The following is a 24121-nucleotide window of genomic DNA, read 5'->3' as shown; positions in this document are numbered from 1 at the left end:
GGTTGCTTTGCTTGAAGCAACCTTTTAGTGAAAGGAGGGGTACGGTGAAAAAATATATTCTTTCATTCGGCGTAACGCTCGGCACGATAGCACTTTTATTTTTTATTGGCAATACCTTTCATATTTCGTTACTTTCCGTTCAGTGGCTTTATGTAAATGAACCGGAAAATTTTCAAATGGAAGCAAAAGGCGGTTTGATACCGGTAGCCGTTGGGCTTATTCTTGGTTTTATAACAGACTACGTATTAAGTGAAAAAGAAAAAAAGCAGAGTCATCAATTATAGTGAAGACAAAAGGATCTTTTATAGGAGATCCTTTTTTTATTTGTGATTTGGGTAAAAAGGTAAGGCAAGAATAGTACAGGCAGATGTTGTCATACATATTACGGTCATAAAAAATGAACGAGTTAGAAACAAAGCTTTATGTCGTCATCGACTTTTTATAGTTTACTAGCTATAATTGGTAGTGAATCGTCATTTTTGTAAAAAAAAGGTGATATTACGAATCATCATAGCGATTAGATTACACTAACTACTAATAGAGAAAGTGAAGTGAGCACATGACAAATCTTTTAGAAGTTAGAAACATGGCAAAATCGTTTGGTCGAAATGAGGTTTTAAAAGATGTTTCTTTTCATGTACCTCCTGGATCAATTGTAGGGTTTATTGGTGATAACGGAGCGGGGAAATCGACGACGTTTAAAGCAGTACTAGGATTAATTTCGAGAGATAGCGGTACGGTCGAAATATTTGGTGAAGACAATTTGAATAAAGATGCGACGATTAAAGAAGATATTGGCGTCGTGTTTGATGCGATTAATCTGCCGGTTTCTTTAACAATAAAACAGCTAAACAACGTTTTTAAGAAGCTATTTCATTCTTGGGAAGAAGCTGATTTTTACCGACTGATTCATTCTTTTTCACTGCCGGAAGATAAAAAAATACATACGTTTTCACGAGGCATGTCGATGAAATTATCTCTAGCGGTAGCGCTGTCTCACGGTGCTAAACTATTGCTGTTAGATGAAGCGACAGGAGGACTTGATCCTTCGTCTAGAGAGGAAATATTAGATGAGTTAAAAGCTTTTGTCAGCGACGGCAACAGCGGAATACTGCTTTCATCTCACATTATGAGCGACGTTGAAAAAATAGCTAGTCACCTTGTTGTGATTAAAAACGGTGAAATTTTATTAAATGAAGAAAAAGAGAAAGTGTTTGAGGAGTACGCAATTGCCGTTATGAACGAAGAGCAGCTAAACGTACTTAACGAAGAGATAGTAGTAGCAAAAAGAACGTATGATACGAACGTCCGCGTACTCGTATCAGATAAGCATCAACTGCCAGAAGGAACTGTAACTGAACCGATGTCGATGGAAGAACTAAGCGTGCTTTTAACAAGGAGTGAAACGTAAATGAAAGGTCTATTGTTAACGAATTACTACCTCATTCACCGAAGCTTTTTGATGTACACAGCGCTTGCCATAGTTATTTCTGCGGTCATCTTTTATTTTGCGGATCCTTCATTTTACCGTGTTATAGCGATGTTAATTATTTTGTTAATGGCAATGCCCGCGCTTGAAGTGATCAAATTAGAAAGTAAGACCGGCTATGACAAATACGTGCTCACTCTTCCAATTAGCCGAAAAAATGTGGTGCAAAGCCACTATGTTTTTTACTTTTTAATTGTCGTCATCGGAACCATCCTGTCCTATGGTGTTTTCTCAATGTATTCGCTTATTTCTAAGAGTGCAGTAGAGAATATAGTAAATATCGTTTCATTTGGTACATTTATCGTCCTTTTTGCCGGTGCACTTGCTTATCCGCTTCTTTATGTATTCGGAGCAGAGAAATCTGACGGAATAGTACTTGGAGGGGGAATGGGAGGTCTTTTCGTTGCGATTGCTTTACAAGGAGTTGTTGGGTATATAGTTGAAATATTAGCAGCATCCAGCTTACCGATCGCTTCTTCTTTGCATGTTCCTATCTTATATACTCTCTTTGGAGTGGGGATGTATATTGCTTCTTACTTTATTGCGCTGTCTATCTACCAAAAGAGAGAATTTTAGTGTGAATTGATTTTGAAGTAAAGACTACAAAGCGTTCTTTAAGACTATTTATCAACCAATAGTTCAAATAAAAAAACAGCCACAACGTTTGATAAACCAAGCAAAGAAGATCTCAAAAATATAACCGATATTATTGGTGATAAAGCTTAAGTGATGGGCACTTTAAAAAAAGTTAATTGTGTCCTCTAAGCACATGTATTATAGTAAAAGATGCAGTTTTAAAATGTGAAAGGAGACTATATGGGGAATTTGTTTAAACGGGCTTCAAACGTATCAAAAACCGCTTTTATTGCTACACTGATTTTGTACATAATTATTGTAGCGTGTTTTATTCCGTCAATTGTATTTGCAGGAGCTTTCTTTGCTATAGTAATTAAAATAGCAGCAGCACTTTTAATCTTAGTAACAATCCTAGGAATGATTTATTCGTTCTTCATTAAAGGCGGCCAAAAATTTCTTTTTTTACTGTTACATGCCGCTTCTTTATTGATTGTTTTGTTTAGTATCTCTGCTTTTATGCTCGCTAAAAGCGCTGAGTTGACATAGTAAAGAGGAATTACATACGCAAAAAGGCAGGAGAAATCCTGCCTTTTTTATTTTTGTATGATTTCAAGAGGACTTGTATGTTCTAGGGAGGCGCCGCTGACTATTTGGCTAAACTTGTTTAACAAGAAGAAAAGAAGGAAAAGGAAGAAAAAGGAGATGTGATAATTTGGAAATGATTATAGCTGTGACAGCGGGTATGGGTTTTCTTTTATCTTTTTACCTTTTTTATTTTTACCCTGTTATGAGTGAAAGAAAGGGGAAACCTTTGAGTGAAAGCCAAACCTATATGATAAGAGGGCTAGCCGTAATCGTTCTTTTAGCCAGCGCTATAACGGGAAGTCATTTTACCTAAACAGGATTGTACTATTAATCGGTGCATCTCTTAATTGCTGACAAATAAATCGTATGCTGCGACTATCAAGCTAGGCGGGGTGAAAAAGAGGGGAGGCTAATACAATGAAATGGTACAAGCACGCGCTTATTCCTTTAGCTATAGGCTTTTTAAGCTTTGTGTGTTTTATCATTTATAGTAAGGCAGCGGCAAATCCGAGTCTTCAGATGAACCAGTCGCTGTTTATTTCGATTGGTATAGGTATTGGAGCAGTTCCAGTATCCTTTTTTGTAGAGTATCAAAAGAACAAAGAAAATAAAAAGTTTCATAGCTGAGTTGTTTGCCGAATGTCTCTTAGATCTTGAGTTTGTTGAAATGGATGTGATAATCTGTTTATTCTTGTGAAGATTGGTTTGTTTGCCTTCGTTATTTTACTTCACATTGCCTTTCGAAAACTGGTTTTGTATGCCCATAAAAAGCAAAAGACATCTCCAAAAGAAGGACGAAGGATATTAATAGGGGGAGTTTTGGTTATTTTGATTATCCTGTTATCCATTTTAAACTTTTTAAAGTATTATTATGGTGGTTAAAAAGGGCGGGCATATGTATTTTATATCTGTCTGGTCCTCGTCAATTAACCCATTGGTACGTCAACACTAGACTAGAAAAGTTTTTTAGGTGATCAATTCTGTAATCCATGGGATTCATGTAACCAAGCGTCCCACGGATTCAAATGTAATTAAGTCAATGGGCATCGTTATGTAGTTGACTCGTTCATTCTTCTAAACTGTCAAATTGTGTTGGTGAAATTTTACACATCTCTCGGCTGGACCCGATTAAAGAAATAAAAAGCCACTAATTACGATCAGTGGCTTAGAGAAATCTTCATTGTTGATGATTGTTATTGCTGTTCCGATTTAACCAGAATTTTAACTTGGTTTTTTTCTTTAATCAGGCTTTCAAACCCTTCTTCAATTACATCGTCTAGAGCTATCTTTTTCGTTACTAACTTTTCGGCTGAGAAGTAGCCTTTTTGCATAAGAGACAATACTGCTGGGAACACGTTACGATAGCCAATGATTCCTTTAACAGTTCGTTCTTTAATTACAATATCATTCGGTAGAATTTCTGCTCCTTTTTCCCATATGCTAACGATAATCGTTTCTCCGCCAATTCCCGTAGATTGGGTGGCTTGACGTAATACAAGAGGTACGCCTGTTACTTCAAATGATACATCTACGCCACCGTCAGTTAATCTAGCAATTTCGGCTACCGTATCTTCAACTTCAGCAGGATTAATGATGATGGCTCCTAATTCTTCTGCTTTCGCTTGTCTTTCTGGAGATAATTCAACTGCATAAATATCAGTTGCACCTGCTGCTTTCAACGCTTCAATGACAAGAAGTCCAATTGGTCCACATCCAAATACAGCAACTTTGTCTCCGGCTTTCACTTTACTTGAACGTACTGCATAAAGAGCTACTGCCGCTGGTTCTACTAGAGCACCTTGTTCATAAGATAAATCATCTGGAAGTTTGAATAAAAGTTCTTCGTCTACTGCGACATATTCACTAAGACCGCCACCGCCTCCGGCTAAACCTAAGAATCCCATTTGTTCATCTAGGTTATAAGCGCCTTGGTGTCCATGTGTAGCAAAGATTGGCTCAACAACCACACGATCACCAACTTTATAATGGGTTACACCTTCTCCAACCTCTACTACTTCACCTGAGAATTCATGTCCAAGCGTCACTGGAGCAACCTCATTAGTGAGAGGGTGCGGTTTATCAACTGGAATAAAGATGGGACCACCTAAGTATTCATGCAAATCACTACCGCAAATTCCACACCATTTAACTTTCATTTTTACCTGACCAGCCTGTACAACTGGTTCATTTATTTCTTCAAGACGAATATCTTTTTGATTATGCCATCTTAGCGCCTTCATATACTCCATCTCCTTGTGTCATTTCTTTTACTATATCTATCAGTATACAACCAGATATACTTATGGTAAATTTAGTTAATATTAACGATTGTTAAGTAATACTTAACTAAAAGAAAAAGAGGGCATTATGAATATTGAACAATTAAAACATATAGTGGAAATAGATAAAACGGGTTCACTAAAAGAAGCAGCTGGTAACCTGCATATTACGTTACCTGCATTAAGCCAATCTATAAAAAATTTAGAGAAAGAACTAAATATAATGATTTTTCATCGTTCCAGAAGAGGATCTATTCCAACTGAAGAAGGTCATAGGTTAATTGAAAAGGCCAGCGCTGCTTTATTGAAAATTCAAGAATTTATGGATGAAGCAGAAGCGTATACAAATACAATGAATGGTGAAATAAAGATTGCAACCTACCCAGGACCAATGGAGATTCTCGTTCGCTTAATAACAGAAATTAAAAGAGAATATCCGAACATAAAGGCTTCTGTCTATGAAAATAGCACCGAGTATATTATAGATAAAGTTCTAGATGGGGAAGTAGATGTAGGTTTCATTACTTATACAGAAAAAGAAGAAAAAAAGTATCGGAACTTGGTATTTAAAAAGTTATTGGATGGTCATATGGTAGCTGCAGTAAATAAGAAGTCGCCATTAGCCAAACAAACACTCATTACTGAAGAGATGTTAATTAACCAGCCAATTGTTTTATATAACGACAAGTATATTCAGGAATTTATGAAAGGTTTTAGTTCACTGCCATGTGATATCTTGTTTACTACCAATAATGTAGATACAATTCGTCATACATTGGAAAATAATACGGCAATAAATATAGGATTTGACTACGCATTTAAAACAGATGCTGGTTTATCTAGAAGTGATCAATATGTAGTCGTTAACTTTGCTCCTCCGCACTATAAAACTTATTCTTTTGGGTATTTTTATAACGCCAATAATGGGCTTTCTAGAATAATAAGAGAATTCTTAAAACGGATTCACAGAACTATAGTAAATAATGAATGATAAAGAGTGAAGGTTAAAAAGAATTATTTCAGAGAGAGGGAAATATGTGAAACGTCATTTAACTTTGCTTTTATCGTTATGTAGCAGTTTGTTCATTTTTTTATTGTCCCTGTTTCAATGGGATTTAGATGATCGTATAGGGAAATACGTAAGTCCATATATATGGTTATTCTTTGTCCTTCCTTTCTTTTTATTACTAACGCTGTGGACATTGATTTATCTCTTTAGTAGTAGAAAGTGGCTACCACTGGTTATTCAAGTGATAACCGTTGTGCTGTGGTTCTTCATTCCGTTTGAGCAGCTTAATTTAGACATAAACTTTAAACTCCATCAGCAGAAAAGAGAAGAAGTGGCAGCTCACATACAAAGTGGCGTCTTGAAAGCCGATGGAGTCGACTACCCATCGCTCATTCCTTTCTCCAATGAACCCGACAACTCATCGCTAATTGATCTACCGAAAGAGTATGCGAGTGTGTCCAGAGGTCGAGATGATGTTGCAGTAGAAACCAAAGGAAAGGCAATCTCCGTACTTTTCTTTACAAGCAGTGGACTATTCGGGCATTTCTCGGGTTTTGTGTATGACCCAAAAAACCGTAAACCTTCATCGGGCGATTTTGGTATGAAGTTTGATGAAATAGAAAAGATACAAAGAAATTGGTATTATATATCTTATTAGTAAAAATAGGGGCTTTGAATTATGATTCAAAGCTCCTGTCTTTTAGTGTTCACGTTTGTAATTAATTGGCCTTATGTAACCGAGCTTCCTATGAATTCGAATATAGTTAAACGAATGGAGGTAGGCGTGTCGTCTACTTAAACTTAAAGATTTTTAAACACAGCCTGTCCACATCCATTCATTCTATCGTTACTATAGGGTCTAGTTATCTTGCTTTATTTACAACAAAGAACCGCAGTTTATCTAAAAAATAACTAAAAGAATAAAAAGTAAGAATTTTTAAGAAAATTTTAATAACTGTCTAAGAAACTTCTAATTTCCTCTTTATTTTTTTGTAAGTTGTCTCCTTTAAGATAGAAGTAATCGAGTAGCCCACCTTATTTTGAGAAAGCTCAATAAGGTTGTATGACGAAAATACGAATGGGTAACCTCACTACTTAAAATGGAGGCTGATGTACACTTATGAATCTAGAGGTTTTTCGAAATTACTCCTTGCAGCACTTGAAGAAAGATATACTATCGGGTATTGTTGTTGGCATCATAGCTATACCTTTAGGGTTAGGATTTGCGATAGCTTCTGGAATATCGCCTGTTACAGGACTTTATACGACGATTGTAGCGGGATTGTTAATTGCTATTTTAGGTGGATGTAGGTTTCAAATCGCTGGACCTACGGGTGCGTTTGTTCCTGTTTTATTAGGAATTGTGTTGCAATATGGCTATGAAAACTTATTAATTGCCGGCTTTATGTCAGGGATTCTCCTCATTATCTTTGCGCTATGCAAAGTAGGAGCTTTAATCAAGTATTTTCCATCATCTATTATTGTAGGATTTCAGTCAGGAATTGCGCTGATTATCTTTATCGGGCAGATACCAAACTTCCTTGGGCTGCACGCGATTGACAAATTTCAATTTTTTCATTTGAATATAAAAGAGATTTTTGGTAATTTACCCTTCATCAACATCTATAGTATCGCTACAGCAGGATTGTGCTTAGCTACGATTTTAATTGTTCTTTATTTTTCACCAAAGTCGCTTGGGATGTCCTATTTACTTGGAATCATTGTATCAACGGGCTTGGCATCTTTTTTCTTTTCCAATCAGTTTGAAACGATTGGTTCGATTTACGGAGAGATACCTCGTCATTTTCCGGCGCCAGCGTTTCCAGATATAACAGTGGAGAGGGTGGTCACTCTTTTACCTTCTGCATTTGTCATTGCTATACTTGTAGGGCTACAGTCTTTACTGACAGCTCGCGTTGCGGATGAAATGACAAAATCAAAGCACAGCAGCAAAAAAGAACTGATTGGCCAGGGAATCGTAAACATGGTAACACCGATGTTTTCAGGTATTCCTGCGGCAGGAGAGATTGCAAGAACCGTTACCAATATTAAAAACGGCGCTTCATCTCCAATTGCAGGAATCACGCACGCTATCTTTGTGTTGATTGTGCTGCTAGTGCTTGCTCCGTATGCTTCATACGTAGCGCTTGCCAGTCTCGCCCCAGTTTTGATGGTCGTAGCGTGGAATATCAGTAAAAAAGAGCAGTTTGCAAAGGTGATAAAAGAAAAATCGTTTCATTCAGTGGTTTTACTTACGACATTTTCGCTAACGGTGTTTACAAACTTGACGATAGGAATCGCCGTTGGATTATGCCTGTCGGGTGCCCACTTTATGATAAAAAAGAGCAAAGAAAAGCAGAAATTATTAAGAAAAACAGGTTAACGTAAAGTAGAATAATACGCGGAAAACCCCCACTGTAAGCTTGCACAGTGGGGGTTTTTTATAATATTTTAATTACTTTCCTTCAAACCAGCAGCGGGCGTTATCAAAAAGCATATGCTGAATCTGCTGTTCCGTTACGCCTTTTCTTTTTAACTCAGGCACGACTTCTTCTAATACAAAGCTCATCGACCATTTTGGAAAACGTTCTTCAATCACGCCTTCTGGAAACCAGTCCATTGTACAGCAGTAGTCTTGTGAGAGAAACATGCGGTTTGAATAGCCTTGTTTAGCCAATTCAATGACCGTTTCATTTCTATTTTCAGTTGAACATTCTCTTGTCAGGCCGTAGCGGTCCATACCGATAAAGGCACCTTGACTTAATATGTTTGAAATATACTCAAGGTTATCCGTATCTCCCGTATGTCCAATCAGAATTTGATTTGGATTAGCGCCTTCATCGAGTAAGATGTCCAGCTGCTTTAAGCCTGTGCCGCTTGCAGGATGTGAATGAGTCATAATTGGCACGCCCGTTTTTTTATGAGCTCGTGCGACAGCGCGCATTACTTTTTCTACATCAGCCGTTACGCCAGGTGCATCCGTAGCGCATTTTAAAAAGCCTGCTTTAATCGATGTGTTTTGAATGCCGACTTCAATGTCTCGAACAAACAGGTCTGCCATATAGTCAATGCTACGAGTTTGAAAGTGAGTAGGGATGTAGTTATACGTATAAATTCCTGTGGCTGCGATGATTTGAGTATCCGTTTCACGGGCAATTCGCTCAATAAAACGAATATCGCGTCCTTGTTCCATCACCGTAGGATCACAGATTGTTTTGACTCCGAGCGCCTTCGCACGATTTACTTGTTCGACTGCTTTTGCCACTTCTTGTTTCTCATCATATAACTGAGGAAACTGTGCGTGAACAGATTCAGAACGAACGCGCATATGCTCATGGATTAGTGTTAGCCCTAGTTCTGACGCATCGACTTGGCCTGTTACAGAATTGATAAATGTCATGTGACGATTCCTTTCATTATATACCTGTAAATCAAACAGCTGGTGATTAGGTACAGTTTTCCTATAATCTGTTTTTATAGATAGACTTCTGTTATAAAAAACACATATTGCATTATACAATATATAGGTTGTCTTACACAACACGCGAGACTTTTACTCACTATGACAAAAAATCCTTCTTTCCAAACAGGAAGAAGGATTAGTTATATTGATGATTACCCAGCATTTACACTGTAATTATCACCATTTAATTTACGGAATTTTAAATAGCTGCCAACTCTCCAAATGACAATATATATAAAAGCTAGTGTCATCGTCAAGACCGCGAAGTCTATGGAATCTAAGCCTTTGAAGTACTGGCTCAAAGCCATTCTTATAAAGATAATGGCGATAATTACATATTTAAAATTCTTGTTTGGCTTTGAATAAATAAAGCCATCTTCTCTTACTTCATAGTCTGTTTGGCTAAGCATAATGAGTCCAAATATAATACCTAATACACCAGCAATCATCATTTCCCAGTAGGGTGGTAAGTGAAATGATTGGCCCGGTATGTGCATCATCTGACTTAGACTAAGAGAAAATGCAATGACTATAAAGAAAATAGGTGCTAATATACCAAGTCCATTCTTTTTAATGGGCTTATTTTTCTTTTTCATTTTTCTCCAAATAATGAATCCAATAAGAGCGATAACAAATAGATAAATAAGCAGCATTTCCATCGTCAGTTTGCCTCCTTTTTCAGTTCTACGTTCTTACAATCCACTATTTAGTATAAACAATAAAAGGATGAAGATAAAAGTGCATTCTTTCATTTTTTACACATGAGAATTCTCACTATTTTTTAGGGGTATCGTTTTATGGTTTATACGTCTCATTACTGTTTCTTTCTTTTTTACCACAATATGTTAGAATTGTAGAAAACGAGAAAACGTAGTGCAAACAAATTTTGTTTACAAGCTGCCACAGTTATAGAGGTGAATGAGTTGAGGCTAGGAAATCAATTAAAAAAATTAAGAGAAGAACAAAAAATGTCAGAAGAAGAGGTTGCTGAACAGCTGAGTGTATCGGTACAGCACATACATAAATGGGAAGGTAATCAGAGCTACCCTGATATCCAACAACTTTTAAACTTAAGCGACATCTATGGAACAACTATTAATGAGTTTATTAAAAATGATGCTGCGTTACAAAACAGAATAAACATTCAGGAAGAAGAAAAAGAAGACGACGATAAGCTGCTTCACCCAGGCTTTTATATCGGAATTGGCCTCATGTTTTTTGGGAATTTTCTGAGTCTCATCATCGGCAATCTTATGATTATGATGGTGACAAACATCGCTGGAATGTTAATTATCTGTTTTTATAAAGAAATCTTAAAGCTTTTGAAAGGTGTCAAAAAAGATTTTTATGAACAGAAATAAAAAGCAATGTTATGTAATAACACAAAAACGATGAGGTGTACAAGGTGAAAGAGTTAAATTTTATGACCATCTCTTTTTTATGTTTAATCAGCTATTACTTATTTCGAGTGGGTGCATACGCTTTAGCGAGAAAATATGTAGATAAAACGTCTGAGGGAAGTGTTTTAAATTGGGCTGTAAATGTACTCGTGAGAGGCGATAAAAAAATGGAGTTCAGTGATTACGTCACATGGGCAGGGTTTTGTGCATTTTTGTATCTTGTGTAATCACAGTAAAAAAGGAGGAACGATCTTCTTATTTTAAAAGGAAAAAGCGTTGCCTCACATGGTCTTTGAGCTTGAATGATAAAAAGGTGAAAACATATAAAATCCTTAAAACGAATATAGGTTATCAATGAAGCCTAAAGTAGAAAGGTAGTGTAGTGATGATCAAGTCAAAGCTTTTATGGAAAGTTATTGGCCTAGAAATCTTAGTTATCTTTTGGTTTGTGGTAAACGGTGCATACGTGAGCATGACGCATCCTACTGCACATTATCTTCAGTTTTTAGGAGTTGTCCCTTTAGCAATAGGAATAGCTTTTTATCTAACAAAAACAAAAAAGTGGCAGCATTTTTTCTCCTTTCAACAAAACATGTCCTTTAGAACAAGAATCCTCGTTCTTTCTCCGCTTCTTTTGTATTTGCTTATTATCCTCATCGGGAACAAAGGTGTACACGGAAGTTCTACTGCAGATATTGTTCTTATTTTGCTTACCCAAACTCTAGTCATAGCATTTGTAGAGGAGATGGTATTTAGAGGATTTATGCTGAATTTGCTGTTATCAAAAAGCTATAAAGTGGCGGTTCTTCTTTCATCGTTCCTATTTGCCTTTACGCACAGTTTGAATATGCTAAGCGGTCAATCGGTAGCAAATACAATTTTTCAAATTCTATTTGCATTTGTTATTGGGTTGGTCTTGGCTTTACTGATCGTTAACGGTCAATCGATTGGAGTGACGATCGTATTTCACGGCTTAAATAATTTTCTCCAGTTTACAAGCCCTGTCAACGCAAATGATTCTTTATTTGTTAATTACGCGCTGCTTCTATTTTTAAGCGGATATGCCTTTTATTTATGGAATCGAAAATCTACTTTATCTGTTTCTCATCATCAAGTTAGTGGCTAATTAAAAGAGGTTGTGACAAAAGTAGTCTAGTTGAAGGTGAATCCGAACAAGGAATGGAGATTCTTGATGGAGAATCAAACTCGTTCGGATTTTTTGTTATTGGGATGAACGTAGATTTCGTTTATGTGGGTACGTGCGTCTAGCAGTTGATTGGAGGGCAAGGCGAAGACTCCTGCGGGAAAAGCGGAATAGGTGAGACCCCGCAGGAGCGTAAGCGACGAGGAGACTCAGCGGCCGCCCGCGGAAAGCGAAGCCTTGCACGGAAATCAACAGCGGTGTAGCGAGTGACCCAAACTAGCTCATGTATCCGATTTGCTCGCCTTTAGATTGAAATGCTTTAGTTGTGTCTCACTCTCTTTTTAGTGTTTCGAAGCAGGTATTAATCTACCCAAAGCTGAATAACTTCTATGGCTAATGTTACTAAATTTAATTTTTTGGGATCTTATTGAACACAAAAGGGGAGAACTATATGTTTGAAGAAAAAGTAGGGATTATTACGGGTGGAACGTCGGGGATTGGCTTAGCAACAGCGGAATTACTCGCAAAAGAGGGCATGCATGTTGTGATTGCTTCTAGAAATAGTGAAAAAGGAGAAGAAGCTCTTTCTGTATTAAGAAAATGGTCTCCTCACTCTCTTTTTATTAAAACGGATGTAACGAATAGTCAAGATGTCAAAAACCTTGTGAGCCACACATACTCTACTTTTGGAAAAATTGATGTGGGCTTTAATAATGCGGCTAACACGGAGGCAGCTTCTAATGCTACCCATGAATTCAAAGAAGAAGACTTTGACCATTTAATAAACGTTACGTTAAAAAGCGTATGGCTTTGTATGAAATATCAGCTGCAGGTCATGACCAAACAAAACAGCGGTGTCATCGTGAATACGTCGTCAATGGACGCTATTTTATGTTCAGCAGGGACAGGCGTATATGCGGCTGGGAAAAGCGGTGTGATTGCTTTAACAAAGTCAGTTGCTCAGGAATATGGCCATCAAAACATAAGAATTAACTCTCTGTGTCCAGGTGCATTTCGGACGTCTATGCTAGAAGAAAAGTTTTTAGCTCTATCTTCAGAGGAAAAAGAAAAGCTCAATGAATCCTATCAAAAATTAAACGCGCTAGGCAGAATTGGTGATCCGCTTGAAGCCGCAAAAGCAGTAAAATGGCTCCTTTCGGATGACGCATCGTTTGTTACGGGTCAAAACATTATTGTAGACGGCGGGATTGGGTTTAGGTTTGAGTCACAATAATGGAATGAAAAGAGATTTGAGGGGATGCGTATGTCTTTCATTCTTACTAATTGTATGGCCATTAGTATCATATTTGTGGTAATCCTTTTTGTAAGTATTGTATTTAACAATAGAATAGCCGCGCTGGTTATTTCCTTCGTTACAGTGTTATTCGGTTTATTTCTACTTTTTTACGCTTTTGCGAAAATAAGCGGGCTTGATGCTCTAGACATTCAAATAAAAGGTTTAATCATTATCGGAGAAGGTTTACTCTTACTTGTTGTTACAAGCGTATTCATTTCCGTACAAGAGGCAAAAAAGAAAACGCTGTAAAGGTGGGGATAAAATGGCAATTGGAGTGGCATTACTTGTTTTAGTAGTAGGTCTGATGTTTGCAAGCGGACTAAGCCAAGGAAAAACAGCTAAAAGAAAATATATAGTGTGGGGAACAACGATTATATTAATCATAGCCCCATTTTTTTCATGGGTCGTTTCGGTTCTGTATGCAATCAGTCAGGAAGAAGGTTTTGCAGGGGTTGCCTTAATGATGCTATTATTTCCTTTTTTCTTTTTAGTAGGACTTGTTACGCTTTTAATAGGAGTCTTTAAGAAAGAGAGTGTGAATAAATCTATTTAAGAAAAAAGAAAGAACAATCAAGAGTTTGATTGATAGTAATATTACTCCAAAATTAAAATCTTTAATTAATAAAAAACGCCAATTCAAGTTAAATTTGGATTGGTGTCTTCAATTTTTAGAACGACTTTTATATAAATAAACCTTAGGTACTCTAATAATCTAAATATCAAGAAGAGATAAAAGAGATTCTTCTTTTTAATGGAATAAAAGGTAAAAATTATGTTTTAATAAATATTGAAAGTATCTATTAAAATGAACGGAGATTGTTAGAATGAAGGAAATAAAATTTAATTATTTAACTGAATTATGCTCAAGGTATCAGCAAGACAAATTTTACATTGAAGAAATTCCTGCCTCTATTTTGTCCAAAGCAAATAAAAGATTTGAAATTGGAGAGAATGAGGAATTTATTGCTTTTCTTGACTGTACGATATTAGGATCAGGAAAGGTTGGAGTTTATTTTACTGATAAAGGATTAAGATGGAGAAGTTTAGGTAATGGATTAGGTAATATAGAATGGACTGAATTCCGTAAAGTAAATCGGATTACAATTCAAAATAAAGTTGAAGTTCACTTTGATGAAGTAAAAGCATTTTTAATAGGTGGAGGAAGCAATTACCCATCCCTGTTATTTATAGATCTTTTGACAAACATAAGAGATTTCTTAAAAGAATATTCGTATGAATTACTTTTAAAGCATCAGAACGTATCTTGTTCTGTAACTTATCATGAGCTAAATAGTATAAGTGCGCTATTTGAAAAATATGAGGAAGCATTTGAACCGAATAATGGTCTGTTAGTAGATGAACATATTTCTTTAGACTTAAAAAAGAAAATAATACGGTATTTTAATTTACAAGCTAATAAAAAGATTGTTGCTTTTTTATGTACGTTCCCGTTAAAGAAAACGGACGGAATTATTGTTTGTGAAAATGGAATTTACTTTAGAGAAACCTTTGTTTCTCTCTATTATCCTTGGTATGTGTTCCGAACTTTACCTCTATATGTATTGGAAGACGAGCTGATTATCGGGAAAGATAATATTTTTCATCTTACTCATGCGAAAATGGAAAGTACGGAGATTGTACTTTTTCTAAAAAAACTGCAGGAGTACGCTAATTCTGTGTATGAAAGTGTTCCTAGTATAGTTGATTTCTACCCAGCTAAGCCGCAAAGTTAAAAACGAGCCGTTGAATCCAATCTTTAATGGTAATTCGCTCAGAATGGTCTTTTTTGTCTCCCTAGAATCGAACTAGCAACCTTGCTAAAAAAACGAAATTTGTTTATCATAAAAGTGATATAAACAGGAGATGAGCAGATGAATATACATAATAAACAATCGTTTTCAAAAGTACCGCGTCGAAAGCTAGTGGATGAGGTGCTAGAGCAGCTTCAAACGAAAATTTTTTCAGGTCAATATCAGGTAGGAGATCAGCTTCCAACGGAGCCTCAGCTAATGGAAGAGCTGGGCGTAGGGCGATCTACTTTGCGAGAAGCGGTTAAAATTCTTGTTCATGCAAATGTATTAGAAGTGAAACAAGGAAAAGGAACGCGAATTAAGTCTCTTAGCTTTACACAGGATTCGTTTGAAACAAGACTTCAAACGGCAGATATTGATCATATTTATGAAGCACGTGAAATGCTCGATTTGCAAGTGGCGATGTTAGCGGCGCAGCGTCGAACGGATGAAGACTTGTTAAAGATGAAAGGGCATTTAGATAAACGAAAAAAAGAGCTTGAAAAAGGCAATTACGCTGAATATATAGAAGCGGATATTCAGTTTCATCTTTCGATTGCAGAAGCTAGTAAAAATAATGTTTTAATGGATTTATATCAATCGTTTGTGCCTGTACTGCGACATACGCTGAGTCAGCTGATTTTAAAAACGGTTGATTATAAAGATAATTCCACCATTCATGAAAACTTATTTACCGCTATTTTGAATGGAGATACAGAACAAGCAAAAAAATATGCCGGTCAAAATTTGGAGCTTATCTAAGTTCCTTTTTTAAAAAGTTAAACATCAGATGATATACTGAATCAACGAGAGAGGAATAACAACATGAAGTCAAAAGAGAGAATATATGTGTACGTGATTGCTTTATTTTTAGTTTCAATTAATTTACGAATCGGTATTACATCCGTATCGCCTGTGCTTGAAACCATACGTAATCAGCTGGGATTGAGCAATGTTACAGTTAGTTTTTTAACAGCTATTCCTGTGTTATGTATGGGGTTGTTTGCATTGTTTACAGGAAAACTTGAAGGGCTGTGGGAAGCTGAAAAAGTGATTTCTTTTTGCTTAGTGGTGATTGGAATCGCGACGTGTATGAGAGTGGCCGCACACTCAATATCTGTTCTTTTAAGCAGTGCTTTTCTTTTAGGTGTAGGTATTGCCATCGCTGGACCGCTGTTATCGGGATTTATCAAAAAGAAATTTCCGAATAGAATAGGCCTCATGATCGGAATTTACTCCGTGGGCATGGGAACGGGCGCTTCGTTAAGCGCGGGGCTGACGGTACCTTTGCAGCATGTACTACACGATTCGTGGAATGTAGCTCTTGCTAGCTGGAGCGTGCTGGCCGTGATTGCTCTCATTGTTTGGTCTCCGATTGCGCGTAAATCTCAGCAAGCGTTTGGCTCCAGAAAAAACAAGTTGCCGTTAAAAAATAAAAAAGCCTGGGTGTTTACGCTTTTCTTTGGGCTGCAGGCCGGCATTTTTTACTCTGTGACCACATGGCTAGCGCCAGCCGCACACGATTTGGGCATGAGCAATCAAGAAGCGGGTACGCTTATTACCGTTTTTACGTTCGTTCAAATGGCGTTTAGCTTTTTAATTCCAACGCTAGCCGATTATTATAAAAACCAAACCTTTTGGCTTGTAAGCAGTACATTATTTGCATCAGCGGGTTTAGTTTTCATTCTCTATCCTTTAACCAGTCTTTGGTTTTCTTCGATACTATTAGGAATAGGGCTTGGAGGACTTTTTCCTTTAGCACTTATGCTGCCGTTAAACGAGACAAGTTCGTCTCAAGAAGCGAGCTCATGGACAGCTATGATGCAATCAGGGGGATATATTGTAGGAGGGTGCGCTCCGGTTTTATCTGGTTTTGTGCGCGATATCTTTCATACAAATACGCCGTTATTTTTTGTTTTACTTGTTTTAACAATTTGTTTGCTAGTGCTTACTGCATTCATGCACAAGCGCTCAGAGGTGAAAGAATTATCACATGATGAAAAAATCTATTGATTTAAAAAAGGAGAGAGCATATGGCAGATCACTATCAAGTTCAGTCGCTTAACTACGGAAAAATTGAAACACTTACGTATGGAAAACGAACGTTTCAATCAGCTATTAGAAAAATAGCAGCAGATGCCCCCGTCTTTTTAAGTAAGTTGGGGCTAGAAGGTGACGAGCAGGCGTATAAAGATCATGGAGGAGTGGATAAAGCGCTATGTCTGTATCCTTATGATTATTATGAATACTGGAATAACATCATCCAAAACCCTGTTAAAACCGCGTTGTTTGGAGAAAACATCACAACCGTTGGATTAACAGAAAGAAACGCGCACGTCGGGGATATATTTGCATTTGGTGAGGCTATTATTCAAGTATCTGAACCTAGAAATCCTTGTTACAAGCTTGCTGCAAAATATGAAGTGCCGGATATCGTCGTTAAAATGAGAGAAACAGGCTATACAGGGTTTTTATTTCGCGTTTTAAAAGAAGGCATCGTCTCAGTGAGAGATGAGTTGATCTTGCTTGAAAAAGATCCGAACGAAGTGTCTATAGCAACAGTTAACGACGTAAAATTCAAAGACCGGTTTAATAAAGAGAAGCTGGATAGAGTTCTGCAAGCAGAGGCCTTGTCTACTAGTTTAAGAGAGGTCTTATTGAAGCAGTTTCGTTCTGAATAATAGTGAAGGTGGAGTTTTATATAAGTGTACATTCTATTATTACGTTTGTTCAGCATCGAAAGTGCACTCACTGCCCTTCGTTACCTCCTTCAAGTCGCTTTTTAACACACTAAAATAATTATTCCTATATTTAAAGTGTGAAGTGCGTTTCTTTTTCGCATTTTTATTTAAATTTACTGAGGTTAATTCTAAAAAAGTAATATAAACAACGTAGGAAAAAGCATAAAATCTTAATTTAATAGTATTTTATGCTTTTTAAAATATTCAATAAAATGATGGGTAAATCATACCTTACAATTCTGATAAAAATAATATAAATTATAATGTATATAGGGTAGTATGTTTACAGAATTTAAAGGAGTGTGTATGATGCCGTTTAGTTATGTTTCTCACTTATATTGTCCTAAATGCAAAAAAGAATATAGTCCAAAAGAAAAACATCAATTATGTGAATGTGGCTCACCGCTATTGGTAGCGTATGATTTAGAGAGATTGAAAGCTAACTTGACTCCAGAAGCTGTTCAAAGCAGAGAACCAAATTTATGGAGATATCATGAGCTGCTTCCAGTAGAAGATCCAAAAAACGTCGTGTCCTTAGGTGAAGGGATGACTCCGCTTATAAAAATGCCTAAGCTAGGGAAAGAAATGAACATTCCAAACTTATATATGAAAGATGAAGGCATTATTCCAACGGGATCATTTAAAGCTAGAGGCGCCGCTGTAGGGGTGTCAAAAGCAAAAGAACTTGGCGTTGAACAGTTAGCGATGCCTACAAATGGCAACGCAGGAGCTGCTTGGTCACTGTATTCGTCACGCGCTGACATAAAAGCAACCGTTGTCATGCCAAAAGATGCGCCTGTTATTACACGAAATGAGTGTGCTGTTGCTGGAGCTGAACTTTACTTAGTCGATGGACTCATCAGCGATGCGGGTAAAATTGTCGGCGAGGCTATTAAAGCATGGGGTCTTTATGACGCTTCTACGCTTAAAGAACCGTACCGAATCGAAGGTAAAAAAACAATGGGCTTAGAAATTGCTGAACAGTTTTCTTGGAATCTTCCTGATGTGATTTTATATCCAACAGGAGGAGGCGTTGGCTTAATTGGAATCTATAAAGCGTTAAATGAATTAAAAGAGCTTGGCTGGATTAAAGGTGATCTTCCTCGTTTAGTTGCGGTACAAGCTGAAAACTGCGCGCCTATTGTAAAAGCATGGAATGAACGAAAACAAGAATCTGAATTTTGGCCGGATTCTTCAACCATTGCCTTTGGTATCAACGTACCAAAAGCAATCGGGGACTTTCTTGTTTTAGAAGCAGTCTACAATACAAATGGATGTGCGATTGCGGTCGATGAAGATAAGATTGTGGAAGAACAAAAAAAGGTTGCGCAGCTTGAAGGATTGTTTATTTGTCCGGAAGGTGCGGCTACATTTTTAGCTGCACGCCGTTTGCGAGAAGAAGGCTGGATTAAAGAAAACGAAACGGTTGTTGCTTTAAATACAGGGCTTGGAGTTAAATATCCAAATACGGTAGATATTGAAGTACCAATTTTAGAGCGAAATGGCAGCCTTACTAAAAAATAAAGCAAGTGAAAAAATAGATCTCCGCCTAAGTGGAGGTCTATTTTTTATGTCATCGCACACTCACACTTATTTAATGTAAATAATTGTAATAAGTGTGAATCTTTATGTTCAAAACTATATGAGTGAATGTAGGTTTAAAGTTTGTCTTAGAGGGTATCTAAGAGAAGAAAGAGGATATCTTTCAATTTGGAAAAACAGCTTGGTGAGGAGGTTGAGCGAGCATATTACAAAGCTTGAAGAATATGACAAAAGCAGCGCTGTAAACCAGTTTGCTTTTACGGTAGAAAACTTCCATGAAGCCACGAACCACGATAGGGAGAAAGGAGCTGAATTTTTATCCCCCGAACCCAGCCAACTCTTGAAATTTTGTTCTAAGGGCAGAATCATACACTGTTACAATTATTAGAACGAGCTTTATAATTTATTACTAAGTTTACATAATTTTCGTAATGAAAACCGTGTATTCATTGCAAAAATGAAGCTTGTATCTAATGGGTTGTGACAATAATTGTCAGGTGATCTGAGTGGAAATTATGATCCGTGAATTGTACGTTGAAATAAAAAAATTATTTTATTTTTAATTAATTTCTTTATCAACGATTATTCTTTAGCATTTTTTTGCTCTAACCCCTTTAGCAGCAACCTTTTTTATATTTACCGCCAGATGAATATTTTTTGTTTTTTACTTAAAAATAAGTAGTGTTCCAAGACAGTTACGTGTGAATTACAGTAAGTCAAATTTGACTTTACTACTCAGTCTTGTATAATCGTATACCGCGGAGGTGACGTGATGAAATGAAGTTTAACAAGAAAAAAATTAACGTCGTAGATATTGATAAAGCTAAAAAAAGCGTCTTTGCTACAGGAGTAGGAAACGCGATGGAATGGTTTGACTTTGGCTTGTACTCATATTTAGCCGTAATTATTAGTCAAAACTTTTTTAGTGCAGTTGAAAATGATCAGCTCAAATTAGTGTTCACATTTGCCACATTTGCGATTGCCTTTTTAATGCGTCCATTAGGCGGTGTTATATTCGGTAAAATTGGAGACAAGTTAGGAAGGAAAGTCGTTTTAACCACCACCATTATTTTAATGGCCTTTTCCACATTACTCATTGGGTTGTTACCTACATATGATCAAATCGGTATATGGGCACCCATCCTTTTATTAATTGCACGAATCATTCAAGGTTTTTCAACGGGTGGTGAATATGCTGGTGCGATGGTGTATATTGCAGAATCGTCTCCAGACAATAAGCGAAATGTGCTTGGAAGTGGACTAGAAATCGGTACACTTGTTGGCTATATTCTTGCTTCACTGCTAGCCAGCTTACTGTTTTTTGTTCTCTCGGATAAACAGATGGCCTCATGGGGCTGGAGAATTCCCTTCTTATTAGGATTGCCTTTAGGACTTATTGGTTTTTATTTACGAAGAAGTTTAGGGGAAACACCTATTTTTGAAAATGAACTTTCCAACGAAGACGAAGTTGAAGAAGAAAGCTTCCTCTCTATTTTAAAAAATCACAAAAAAGATGTGTTTGTTTGTTTCGTAGCCGTGGCTTTCTTTAACATTACAAACTATATGCTATTATCGTACATGCCTTCTTATTTGAATGAAATTATTGGTTTATCAAACACAGTTGGTACGGTATTAATTACGGCAGTTATGATTTTAATGGTGCCGCTTGCTCTTATGTTTGGAAAATTGAGCGATAAAATCGGAAACAAGAAAGTTTTCTTAATCGGTTTAGGCGGATTGAGCTTACTGTCAGCCTTTTCGTTCTATTTAATCAACTTAAATGGTTTGGTTTTTATTTCAATCGGTATTCTTATTCTAGGTGTTTTACTTGCTACGTATGAAGGAACAATGCCAGGAACGCTGCCAACGATGTTCTACACAGATATTCGCTACCGAACATTAGCGATTACGTTTAATGTTTCAGTTTCTATCTTTGGTGGAACGACGCCATTAGTTGCGACATGGTTAGTTCACGCAACGGGCAATCACTTAGCTCCAGCGTTCTATTTAACGATTGTGAGCATCATCGGATTTTTCGTAATCTTGTTCCTGTTTGCGAACACGGCAGGAAAATCACTCAAAGGTTCATACCCTACAGTTGCTTCTAAGTCTGAGTACAATGAAGCGGTTGAAAATCCAAAAGATTCATTATGGTGGAACACAGAGCAAACAGAAAAATAAAGTAAGTAATAAGCAGCTGCTACATTCACTGCTGCGTAAAATAGGAACACTCAAAAAGAGCCTTCTCTTTGTATAGAGCTACAAAGAGAAGGCTCTTTTTATCGTTCGATGATTTATTCCATTTCCTGTATTTGCTATCTGCGGTTCCGTATGTTACGATTAAATTAATTATTTTTGTTCGGTATAGGATTGAGAGAAGAGAAATCTCTTCAATAGAATTTTTTATCTTAAGATAGTATGGTTGGACAAGGGTAGTAATACAACCGTGGAGTATTCCACACCAGGAGGCACTATTATGGAACAAGGTACAGTGAAATGGTTTAATGCAGACAAAGGCTTCGGCTTTATCGAAATTGAAGGCGGAGACGATGTATTCGTACATTTCAGCTCTATTCAAGGTGAAGGCTTTAAATCGTTAGAAGAAGGTCAAAAAGTAACGTTTGACATTGAACAAGGTCAACGCGGAGCACAAGCTGCTAACGTTCATAAAGTAGCATAATTAATCCAACGTAAAAAGACTCCACATAGGGGTCTTTTTGCTTTGGATTTTAATAATTAAAAAAGAAATCTTCGCTGGACTAGCCGTTGGAAAAGATTGCCGACTATCAGAATGCTGATAACGTCTCAAATATAAGATGCACATTATATTTCCCGATAAATAAAGTTAAAAATTTGCTTGTTTTTGATATGAGAGAGGATGAAGGATATGAGTATAAGCTTATTTGCTAATGGAGAAACAGTAAGTATAAAAGCATCTAATGAAATAGTGATCATCTTAAAAAGTCATTATGTGAAAAATATGAAAAGATATTCTTATACAGTTGATAAATATCCCAGTACATTTTTCTTTGAAGAAGAGTTAATGAAGCACGAATCATAATTATTCATGAAGAAATATTGATTTATAGTTTGGATTCCGCCAATACTATGCTATACTGAGTTTACCATTTGTATTACCGATTACTATTTTTGTATTAATAAGCCCTATTCCTCAGTGGATAGGGTTTTATTATTACATTTTCAAAGTAATGAAAAAGACAGACTCCATGGAGTCTGTCTTTTTCTATTTATGACGGATTACGCTTTTTGAACGTTAGTAGCTTGAGGGCCGCGTTGACCTTGTTCTACTTCAAATGTAACTGCTTGACCTTCGTCTAAAGATTTGAAGCCTTCGCTTTGGATTGCTGAGAAATGTACAAATACATCGTCTCCGTTTTCGCGTTCGATGAATCCAAAACCTTTTTCTGCGTTAAACCATTTTACTTTACCTTGTTCCATAATTGTTGCCTCCTAGTGTGACACGCACACATTGTGTTACTATCCTTGCTCAAATCTATAGACGAAAGTTATGTAACTTATCAATCTTTACCGAACAAAAATAATTCTCCTTAAACTTAACAGAAATGATGACGTATTGCAAGGATAGAGTCTGTACAGCTAGAAGTTATCCTTTGTCTATTTTGCACTATGTGAGCTAAAAACCGATACGTAAGCCTCCTCAGTTCAAATAAAGAGAATGTTTGTGGTACACTTAAATAGTAAAAAACATTTAAAAGCGAGGAATTATATGAACACAACTAAAAAACACCACAGGCCTAAGCGGCTAAAAATTGCTTTCCGAGCACTAATGGTCATTATCGGAGGGATTATTGCAGCTTACGGCTTAGAAACTGTCTTAATTCCAAACCACGTCTCAGATGGAGGAGTAACAGGCATTAGTATCGTTGCGTCAAACCTATTTGGCTTACCACTAGGAGTTCTCATTGCCGTTATTAATATTCCTTTTGTATGGTTAGGATATCAACAAATCGGGAAAAGTTTTGCTATATTTTCCATCCTCGGAATCGTCTCACTAGCTGTCGGTACAAGCCTCATGCATCATACTCCAGCGATTATTGAAGGAGATACACTACTCGTAACCGTTGTCGGCGGTATTATCCTTGGTTTTGGAATGGGAATTGCACTGCGTAATGGCGGCGCGCTAGATGGCATCGATATGCTAGCTGTACTGCTTTCTCGAAAATTGCCGTTTGGAACAAGTGATCTTATTTTGTTCTTAAATGCGTTTGTCTTTATTTTTGTTTCACTAGTATTTGGTCTGCAAGGCGCGATTCTTTCTGCAATTGCATACTTTATTGCATCCAAAGTTATTCACATCGTAGAAGTAGGTCTAAGCGGATCGAAAACCTTCCAAATTATCACTTCTCAGCCTGCGTTAATGGTAGAGACAATACGTGATCGTTTAGGTCGAAGCGCTACATATAAAGAAGCTTACGGCGGATACTCCCATGAGAAATTCAAGGAAATCACATGTGTAATCAACCGCTTGGAAGAAAGCAAAATGAAAGAAATTATTAATGAAATTGACCCGACGGCTTTTGTTACGGTATATGACGTAGCCGAAGTTAAAGGCGGTAATTTCCGAAAGAATAATATTCACTAACATCATCAATACATTGTAAGAACACTCTACCACATCCTTTTTTACTTAGGCGTGTAGAGATAAGAAAAAGCAGCGTGATGTTTTACATCCGCTGCTTTTTTATATCGTAAAATCCACATGCTGAGCGGAGGGTTTTAAAATCGGATATGCTCAAAAAATGAGACGGTCAGAGTTAAAGTAGA

General features: G+C 36.9%; 28 protein-coding genes. 24 read left to right on the top strand and 4 right to left on the bottom strand.

What is annotated here, in order from left to right; translation table 11 throughout:
* Positions 1-44: 44 nt before the first annotated feature.
* The 5 genes from LJY09_RS17230 (at position 45) to LJY09_RS17210 (ending at position 3277) form a co-directional block, all read left to right on the top strand.
* Complete coding sequence (locus LJY09_RS17230; protein WP_028414642.1) at positions 45-284, top strand: hypothetical protein; 240 nt, start codon at positions 45-47, stop codon at positions 282-284.
* Positions 285-559: 275 nt separating this feature from the next.
* Positions 560-1411 carry an ABC transporter ATP-binding protein gene (locus LJY09_RS17225; protein ID WP_154973879.1) on the top strand — a complete coding sequence of 284 codons (852 nt, stop codon included), beginning with the start codon at positions 560-562 and terminating at the stop codon, positions 1409-1411.
* Positions 1412-2065, top strand: a complete 654-nt coding sequence (locus tag LJY09_RS17220) for an ABC-2 transporter permease (RefSeq protein ID WP_028414640.1) — start codon at positions 1412-1414, stop codon at positions 2063-2065.
* Between the two features lie 240 nt (positions 2066-2305).
* Entirely contained in the window at positions 2306-2611 is a 306-nt protein-coding gene (locus LJY09_RS17215) for a hypothetical protein (protein WP_028414639.1), read from the top strand.
* 456 nt (positions 2612-3067) lie between these two features.
* Entirely contained in the window at positions 3068-3277 is a 210-nt protein-coding gene (locus LJY09_RS17210; RefSeq protein WP_028414637.1) for a hypothetical protein, read from the top strand.
* 566 nt (positions 3278-3843) lie between these two features.
* On the opposite strand, the gene LJY09_RS17205 is transcribed toward LJY09_RS17210, so the two are convergent.
* Positions 3844-4890, bottom strand: a complete 1047-nt coding sequence (locus tag LJY09_RS17205) for a 2,3-butanediol dehydrogenase (protein ID WP_028414636.1) — start codon at positions 4888-4890, stop codon at positions 3844-3846.
* 127 nt (positions 4891-5017) lie between these two features.
* On the opposite strand from LJY09_RS17205, the gene LJY09_RS17200 reads away from it, so the two are divergent.
* The 3 genes from LJY09_RS17200 (at position 5018) to LJY09_RS17190 (ending at position 8321) form a co-directional block, all read left to right on the top strand.
* Positions 5018-5920, top strand: a complete 903-nt coding sequence (locus tag LJY09_RS17200; RefSeq protein ID WP_028414635.1) for a LysR family transcriptional regulator — start codon at positions 5018-5020, stop codon at positions 5918-5920.
* A gap of 46 nt (positions 5921-5966) precedes the next feature.
* The gene (locus LJY09_RS17195; RefSeq protein WP_028414634.1) at positions 5967-6596 is read left to right on the top strand and encodes a hypothetical protein; all 630 of its coding nucleotides are present in this window, start codon (positions 5967-5969) and stop codon (positions 6594-6596) included.
* 462 nt (positions 6597-7058) lie between these two features.
* Positions 7059-8321, top strand: a complete 1263-nt coding sequence (locus LJY09_RS17190; RefSeq protein WP_154973874.1) for a SulP family inorganic anion transporter — start codon at positions 7059-7061, stop codon at positions 8319-8321.
* A gap of 72 nt (positions 8322-8393) precedes the next feature.
* On the opposite strand, the gene LJY09_RS17185 is transcribed toward LJY09_RS17190, so the two are convergent.
* Positions 8394-9338 carry a phosphotriesterase family protein gene (locus LJY09_RS17185; RefSeq protein ID WP_154973872.1) on the bottom strand — a complete coding sequence of 315 codons (945 nt, stop codon included), beginning with the start codon at positions 9336-9338 and terminating at the stop codon, positions 8394-8396.
* A gap of 215 nt (positions 9339-9553) precedes the next feature.
* Positions 9554-10060, bottom strand: a complete 507-nt coding sequence (locus LJY09_RS17180; protein ID WP_176521448.1) for a CcdC protein domain-containing protein — start codon at positions 10058-10060, stop codon at positions 9554-9556.
* A gap of 255 nt (positions 10061-10315) precedes the next feature.
* Between LJY09_RS17180 and LJY09_RS17175 the strand changes: the two genes are divergently transcribed.
* The 15 genes from LJY09_RS17175 (at position 10316) to LJY09_RS17110 (ending at position 22376) form a co-directional block, all read left to right on the top strand.
* On the top strand, positions 10316-10762 hold the full coding sequence (locus LJY09_RS17175) for a helix-turn-helix domain-containing protein (protein WP_224980337.1): 447 nt from the start codon (positions 10316-10318) through the stop codon (positions 10760-10762).
* A 44-nt stretch (positions 10763-10806) separates the two neighbouring features.
* Complete coding sequence (locus tag LJY09_RS17170) at positions 10807-11028, top strand: hypothetical protein (RefSeq protein ID WP_228307349.1); 222 nt, start codon at positions 10807-10809, stop codon at positions 11026-11028.
* A gap of 158 nt (positions 11029-11186) precedes the next feature.
* A complete protein-coding gene (locus LJY09_RS17165) occupies positions 11187-11927 on the top strand; it encodes a CPBP family intramembrane glutamic endopeptidase (protein WP_154973871.1) in 741 nt (246 codons plus the stop codon).
* A 146-nt stretch (positions 11928-12073) separates the two neighbouring features.
* Positions 12074-12208 carry a hypothetical protein gene (locus LJY09_RS27705; protein ID WP_266105041.1) on the top strand — a complete coding sequence of 45 codons (135 nt, stop codon included), beginning with the start codon at positions 12074-12076 and terminating at the stop codon, positions 12206-12208.
* A gap of 188 nt (positions 12209-12396) precedes the next feature.
* Positions 12397-13179 (top strand): SDR family NAD(P)-dependent oxidoreductase, encoded by a 783-nt coding sequence (locus LJY09_RS17160; RefSeq protein ID WP_098999202.1) that lies wholly within the window; start codon positions 12397-12399, stop codon positions 13177-13179.
* A 30-nt stretch (positions 13180-13209) separates the two neighbouring features.
* The gene (locus LJY09_RS17155; protein WP_098999203.1) at positions 13210-13491 is read left to right on the top strand and encodes a hypothetical protein; all 282 of its coding nucleotides are present in this window, start codon (positions 13210-13212) and stop codon (positions 13489-13491) included.
* Positions 13492-13504: 13 nt separating this feature from the next.
* Positions 13505-13795: a hypothetical protein gene (locus LJY09_RS17150; RefSeq protein WP_098999204.1), complete on the top strand. Its 291-nt coding sequence runs from the start codon at positions 13505-13507 to the stop codon at positions 13793-13795.
* Positions 13796-14066: 271 nt separating this feature from the next.
* Positions 14067-14975 carry a hypothetical protein gene (locus LJY09_RS17145; RefSeq protein WP_228307348.1) on the top strand — a complete coding sequence of 303 codons (909 nt, stop codon included), beginning with the start codon at positions 14067-14069 and terminating at the stop codon, positions 14973-14975.
* Positions 14976-15113: 138 nt separating this feature from the next.
* Positions 15114-15794, top strand: a complete 681-nt coding sequence (locus tag LJY09_RS17140; RefSeq protein ID WP_154990141.1) for a FadR/GntR family transcriptional regulator — start codon at positions 15114-15116, stop codon at positions 15792-15794.
* Positions 15795-15857: 63 nt separating this feature from the next.
* Positions 15858-17045 carry an MFS transporter gene (locus tag LJY09_RS17135; RefSeq protein ID WP_154990143.1) on the top strand — a complete coding sequence of 396 codons (1188 nt, stop codon included), beginning with the start codon at positions 15858-15860 and terminating at the stop codon, positions 17043-17045.
* Positions 17046-17065: 20 nt separating this feature from the next.
* Positions 17066-17713, top strand: coding sequence for an MOSC domain-containing protein (locus tag LJY09_RS17130; protein WP_154990145.1), 648 nt, complete (start codon positions 17066-17068; stop codon positions 17711-17713).
* Between the two features lie 369 nt (positions 17714-18082).
* The gene (locus tag LJY09_RS17125; protein ID WP_224980331.1) at positions 18083-19297 is read left to right on the top strand and encodes a threonine synthase; all 1215 of its coding nucleotides are present in this window, start codon (positions 18083-18085) and stop codon (positions 19295-19297) included.
* A 795-nt stretch (positions 19298-20092) separates the two neighbouring features.
* Positions 20093-21496 (top strand): MFS transporter, encoded by a 1404-nt coding sequence (locus LJY09_RS17120; RefSeq protein ID WP_028414619.1) that lies wholly within the window; start codon positions 20093-20095, stop codon positions 21494-21496.
* Between the two features lie 295 nt (positions 21497-21791).
* The gene (locus LJY09_RS17115) at positions 21792-21995 is read left to right on the top strand and encodes a cold-shock protein (protein ID WP_013056405.1); all 204 of its coding nucleotides are present in this window, start codon (positions 21792-21794) and stop codon (positions 21993-21995) included.
* Positions 21996-22202: 207 nt separating this feature from the next.
* Positions 22203-22376, top strand: coding sequence for a hypothetical protein (locus tag LJY09_RS17110; protein WP_014459100.1), 174 nt, complete (start codon positions 22203-22205; stop codon positions 22374-22376).
* 197 nt (positions 22377-22573) lie between these two features.
* Here the strand turns inward: LJY09_RS17110 and LJY09_RS17105 are convergent, their stop codons facing one another.
* Positions 22574-22774: a cold-shock protein gene (locus tag LJY09_RS17105; RefSeq protein WP_025908891.1), complete on the bottom strand. Its 201-nt coding sequence runs from the start codon at positions 22772-22774 to the stop codon at positions 22574-22576.
* A gap of 289 nt (positions 22775-23063) precedes the next feature.
* On the opposite strand from LJY09_RS17105, the gene LJY09_RS17100 reads away from it, so the two are divergent.
* Positions 23064-23939 carry a YitT family protein gene (locus LJY09_RS17100; protein WP_013058095.1) on the top strand — a complete coding sequence of 292 codons (876 nt, stop codon included), beginning with the start codon at positions 23064-23066 and terminating at the stop codon, positions 23937-23939.
* Positions 23940-24121 lie beyond the last annotated feature (182 nt).

The sequence above is a fragment of the Priestia sp. J2 genome (assembly GCF_020790095.1).
Lineage (GTDB): Bacteria > Bacillota > Bacilli > Bacillales > Bacillaceae_H > Priestia > Priestia zanthoxyli.
Note: the sequence above shows the minus strand (reverse complement) of the source record. Positions and strands in the feature narration are given on the sequence as shown.

Coding starts and splice junctions, on each gene's coding strand:
- LJY09_RS17225 (WP_154973879.1), top strand. CDS start 560: ATGACAAATCTTTTAGAAGTTAGAAACATGGCAAAATCGTTTGGTCGA.
- LJY09_RS17220 (WP_028414640.1), top strand. CDS start 1,412: ATGAAAGGTCTATTGTTAACGAATTACTACCTCATTCACCGAAGCTTT.
- LJY09_RS17215 (WP_028414639.1), top strand. CDS start 2,306: ATGGGGAATTTGTTTAAACGGGCTTCAAACGTATCAAAAACCGCTTTT.
- LJY09_RS17210 (WP_028414637.1), top strand. CDS start 3,068: ATGAAATGGTACAAGCACGCGCTTATTCCTTTAGCTATAGGCTTTTTA.
- LJY09_RS17205 (WP_028414636.1), bottom strand. CDS start 4,890: ATGAAGGCGCTAAGATGGCATAATCAAAAAGATATTCGTCTTGAAGAA.
- LJY09_RS17200 (WP_028414635.1), top strand. CDS start 5,018: ATGAATATTGAACAATTAAAACATATAGTGGAAATAGATAAAACGGGT.
- LJY09_RS17190 (WP_154973874.1), top strand. CDS start 7,059: ATGAATCTAGAGGTTTTTCGAAATTACTCCTTGCAGCACTTGAAGAAA.
- LJY09_RS17185 (WP_154973872.1), bottom strand. CDS start 9,338: ATGACATTTATCAATTCTGTAACAGGCCAAGTCGATGCGTCAGAACTA.
- LJY09_RS17180 (WP_176521448.1), bottom strand. CDS start 10,060: ATGGAAATGCTGCTTATTTATCTATTTGTTATCGCTCTTATTGGATTC.
- LJY09_RS17165 (WP_154973871.1), top strand. CDS start 11,187: ATGATCAAGTCAAAGCTTTTATGGAAAGTTATTGGCCTAGAAATCTTA.
- LJY09_RS17160 (WP_098999202.1), top strand. CDS start 12,397: ATGTTTGAAGAAAAAGTAGGGATTATTACGGGTGGAACGTCGGGGATT.
- LJY09_RS17155 (WP_098999203.1), top strand. CDS start 13,210: ATGTCTTTCATTCTTACTAATTGTATGGCCATTAGTATCATATTTGTG.
- LJY09_RS17150 (WP_098999204.1), top strand. CDS start 13,505: ATGGCAATTGGAGTGGCATTACTTGTTTTAGTAGTAGGTCTGATGTTT.
- LJY09_RS17145 (WP_228307348.1), top strand. CDS start 14,067: ATGAAGGAAATAAAATTTAATTATTTAACTGAATTATGCTCAAGGTAT.
- LJY09_RS17140 (WP_154990141.1), top strand. CDS start 15,114: ATGAATATACATAATAAACAATCGTTTTCAAAAGTACCGCGTCGAAAG.
- LJY09_RS17135 (WP_154990143.1), top strand. CDS start 15,858: ATGAAGTCAAAAGAGAGAATATATGTGTACGTGATTGCTTTATTTTTA.
- LJY09_RS17130 (WP_154990145.1), top strand. CDS start 17,066: ATGGCAGATCACTATCAAGTTCAGTCGCTTAACTACGGAAAAATTGAA.
- LJY09_RS17125 (WP_224980331.1), top strand. CDS start 18,083: ATGCCGTTTAGTTATGTTTCTCACTTATATTGTCCTAAATGCAAAAAA.
- LJY09_RS17120 (WP_028414619.1), top strand. CDS start 20,093: ATGAAGTTTAACAAGAAAAAAATTAACGTCGTAGATATTGATAAAGCT.
- LJY09_RS17115 (WP_013056405.1), top strand. CDS start 21,792: ATGGAACAAGGTACAGTGAAATGGTTTAATGCAGACAAAGGCTTCGGC.
- LJY09_RS17110 (WP_014459100.1), top strand. CDS start 22,203: ATGAGTATAAGCTTATTTGCTAATGGAGAAACAGTAAGTATAAAAGCA.
- LJY09_RS17105 (WP_025908891.1), bottom strand. CDS start 22,774: ATGGAACAAGGTAAAGTAAAATGGTTTAACGCAGAAAAAGGTTTTGGA.
- LJY09_RS17100 (WP_013058095.1), top strand. CDS start 23,064: ATGAACACAACTAAAAAACACCACAGGCCTAAGCGGCTAAAAATTGCT.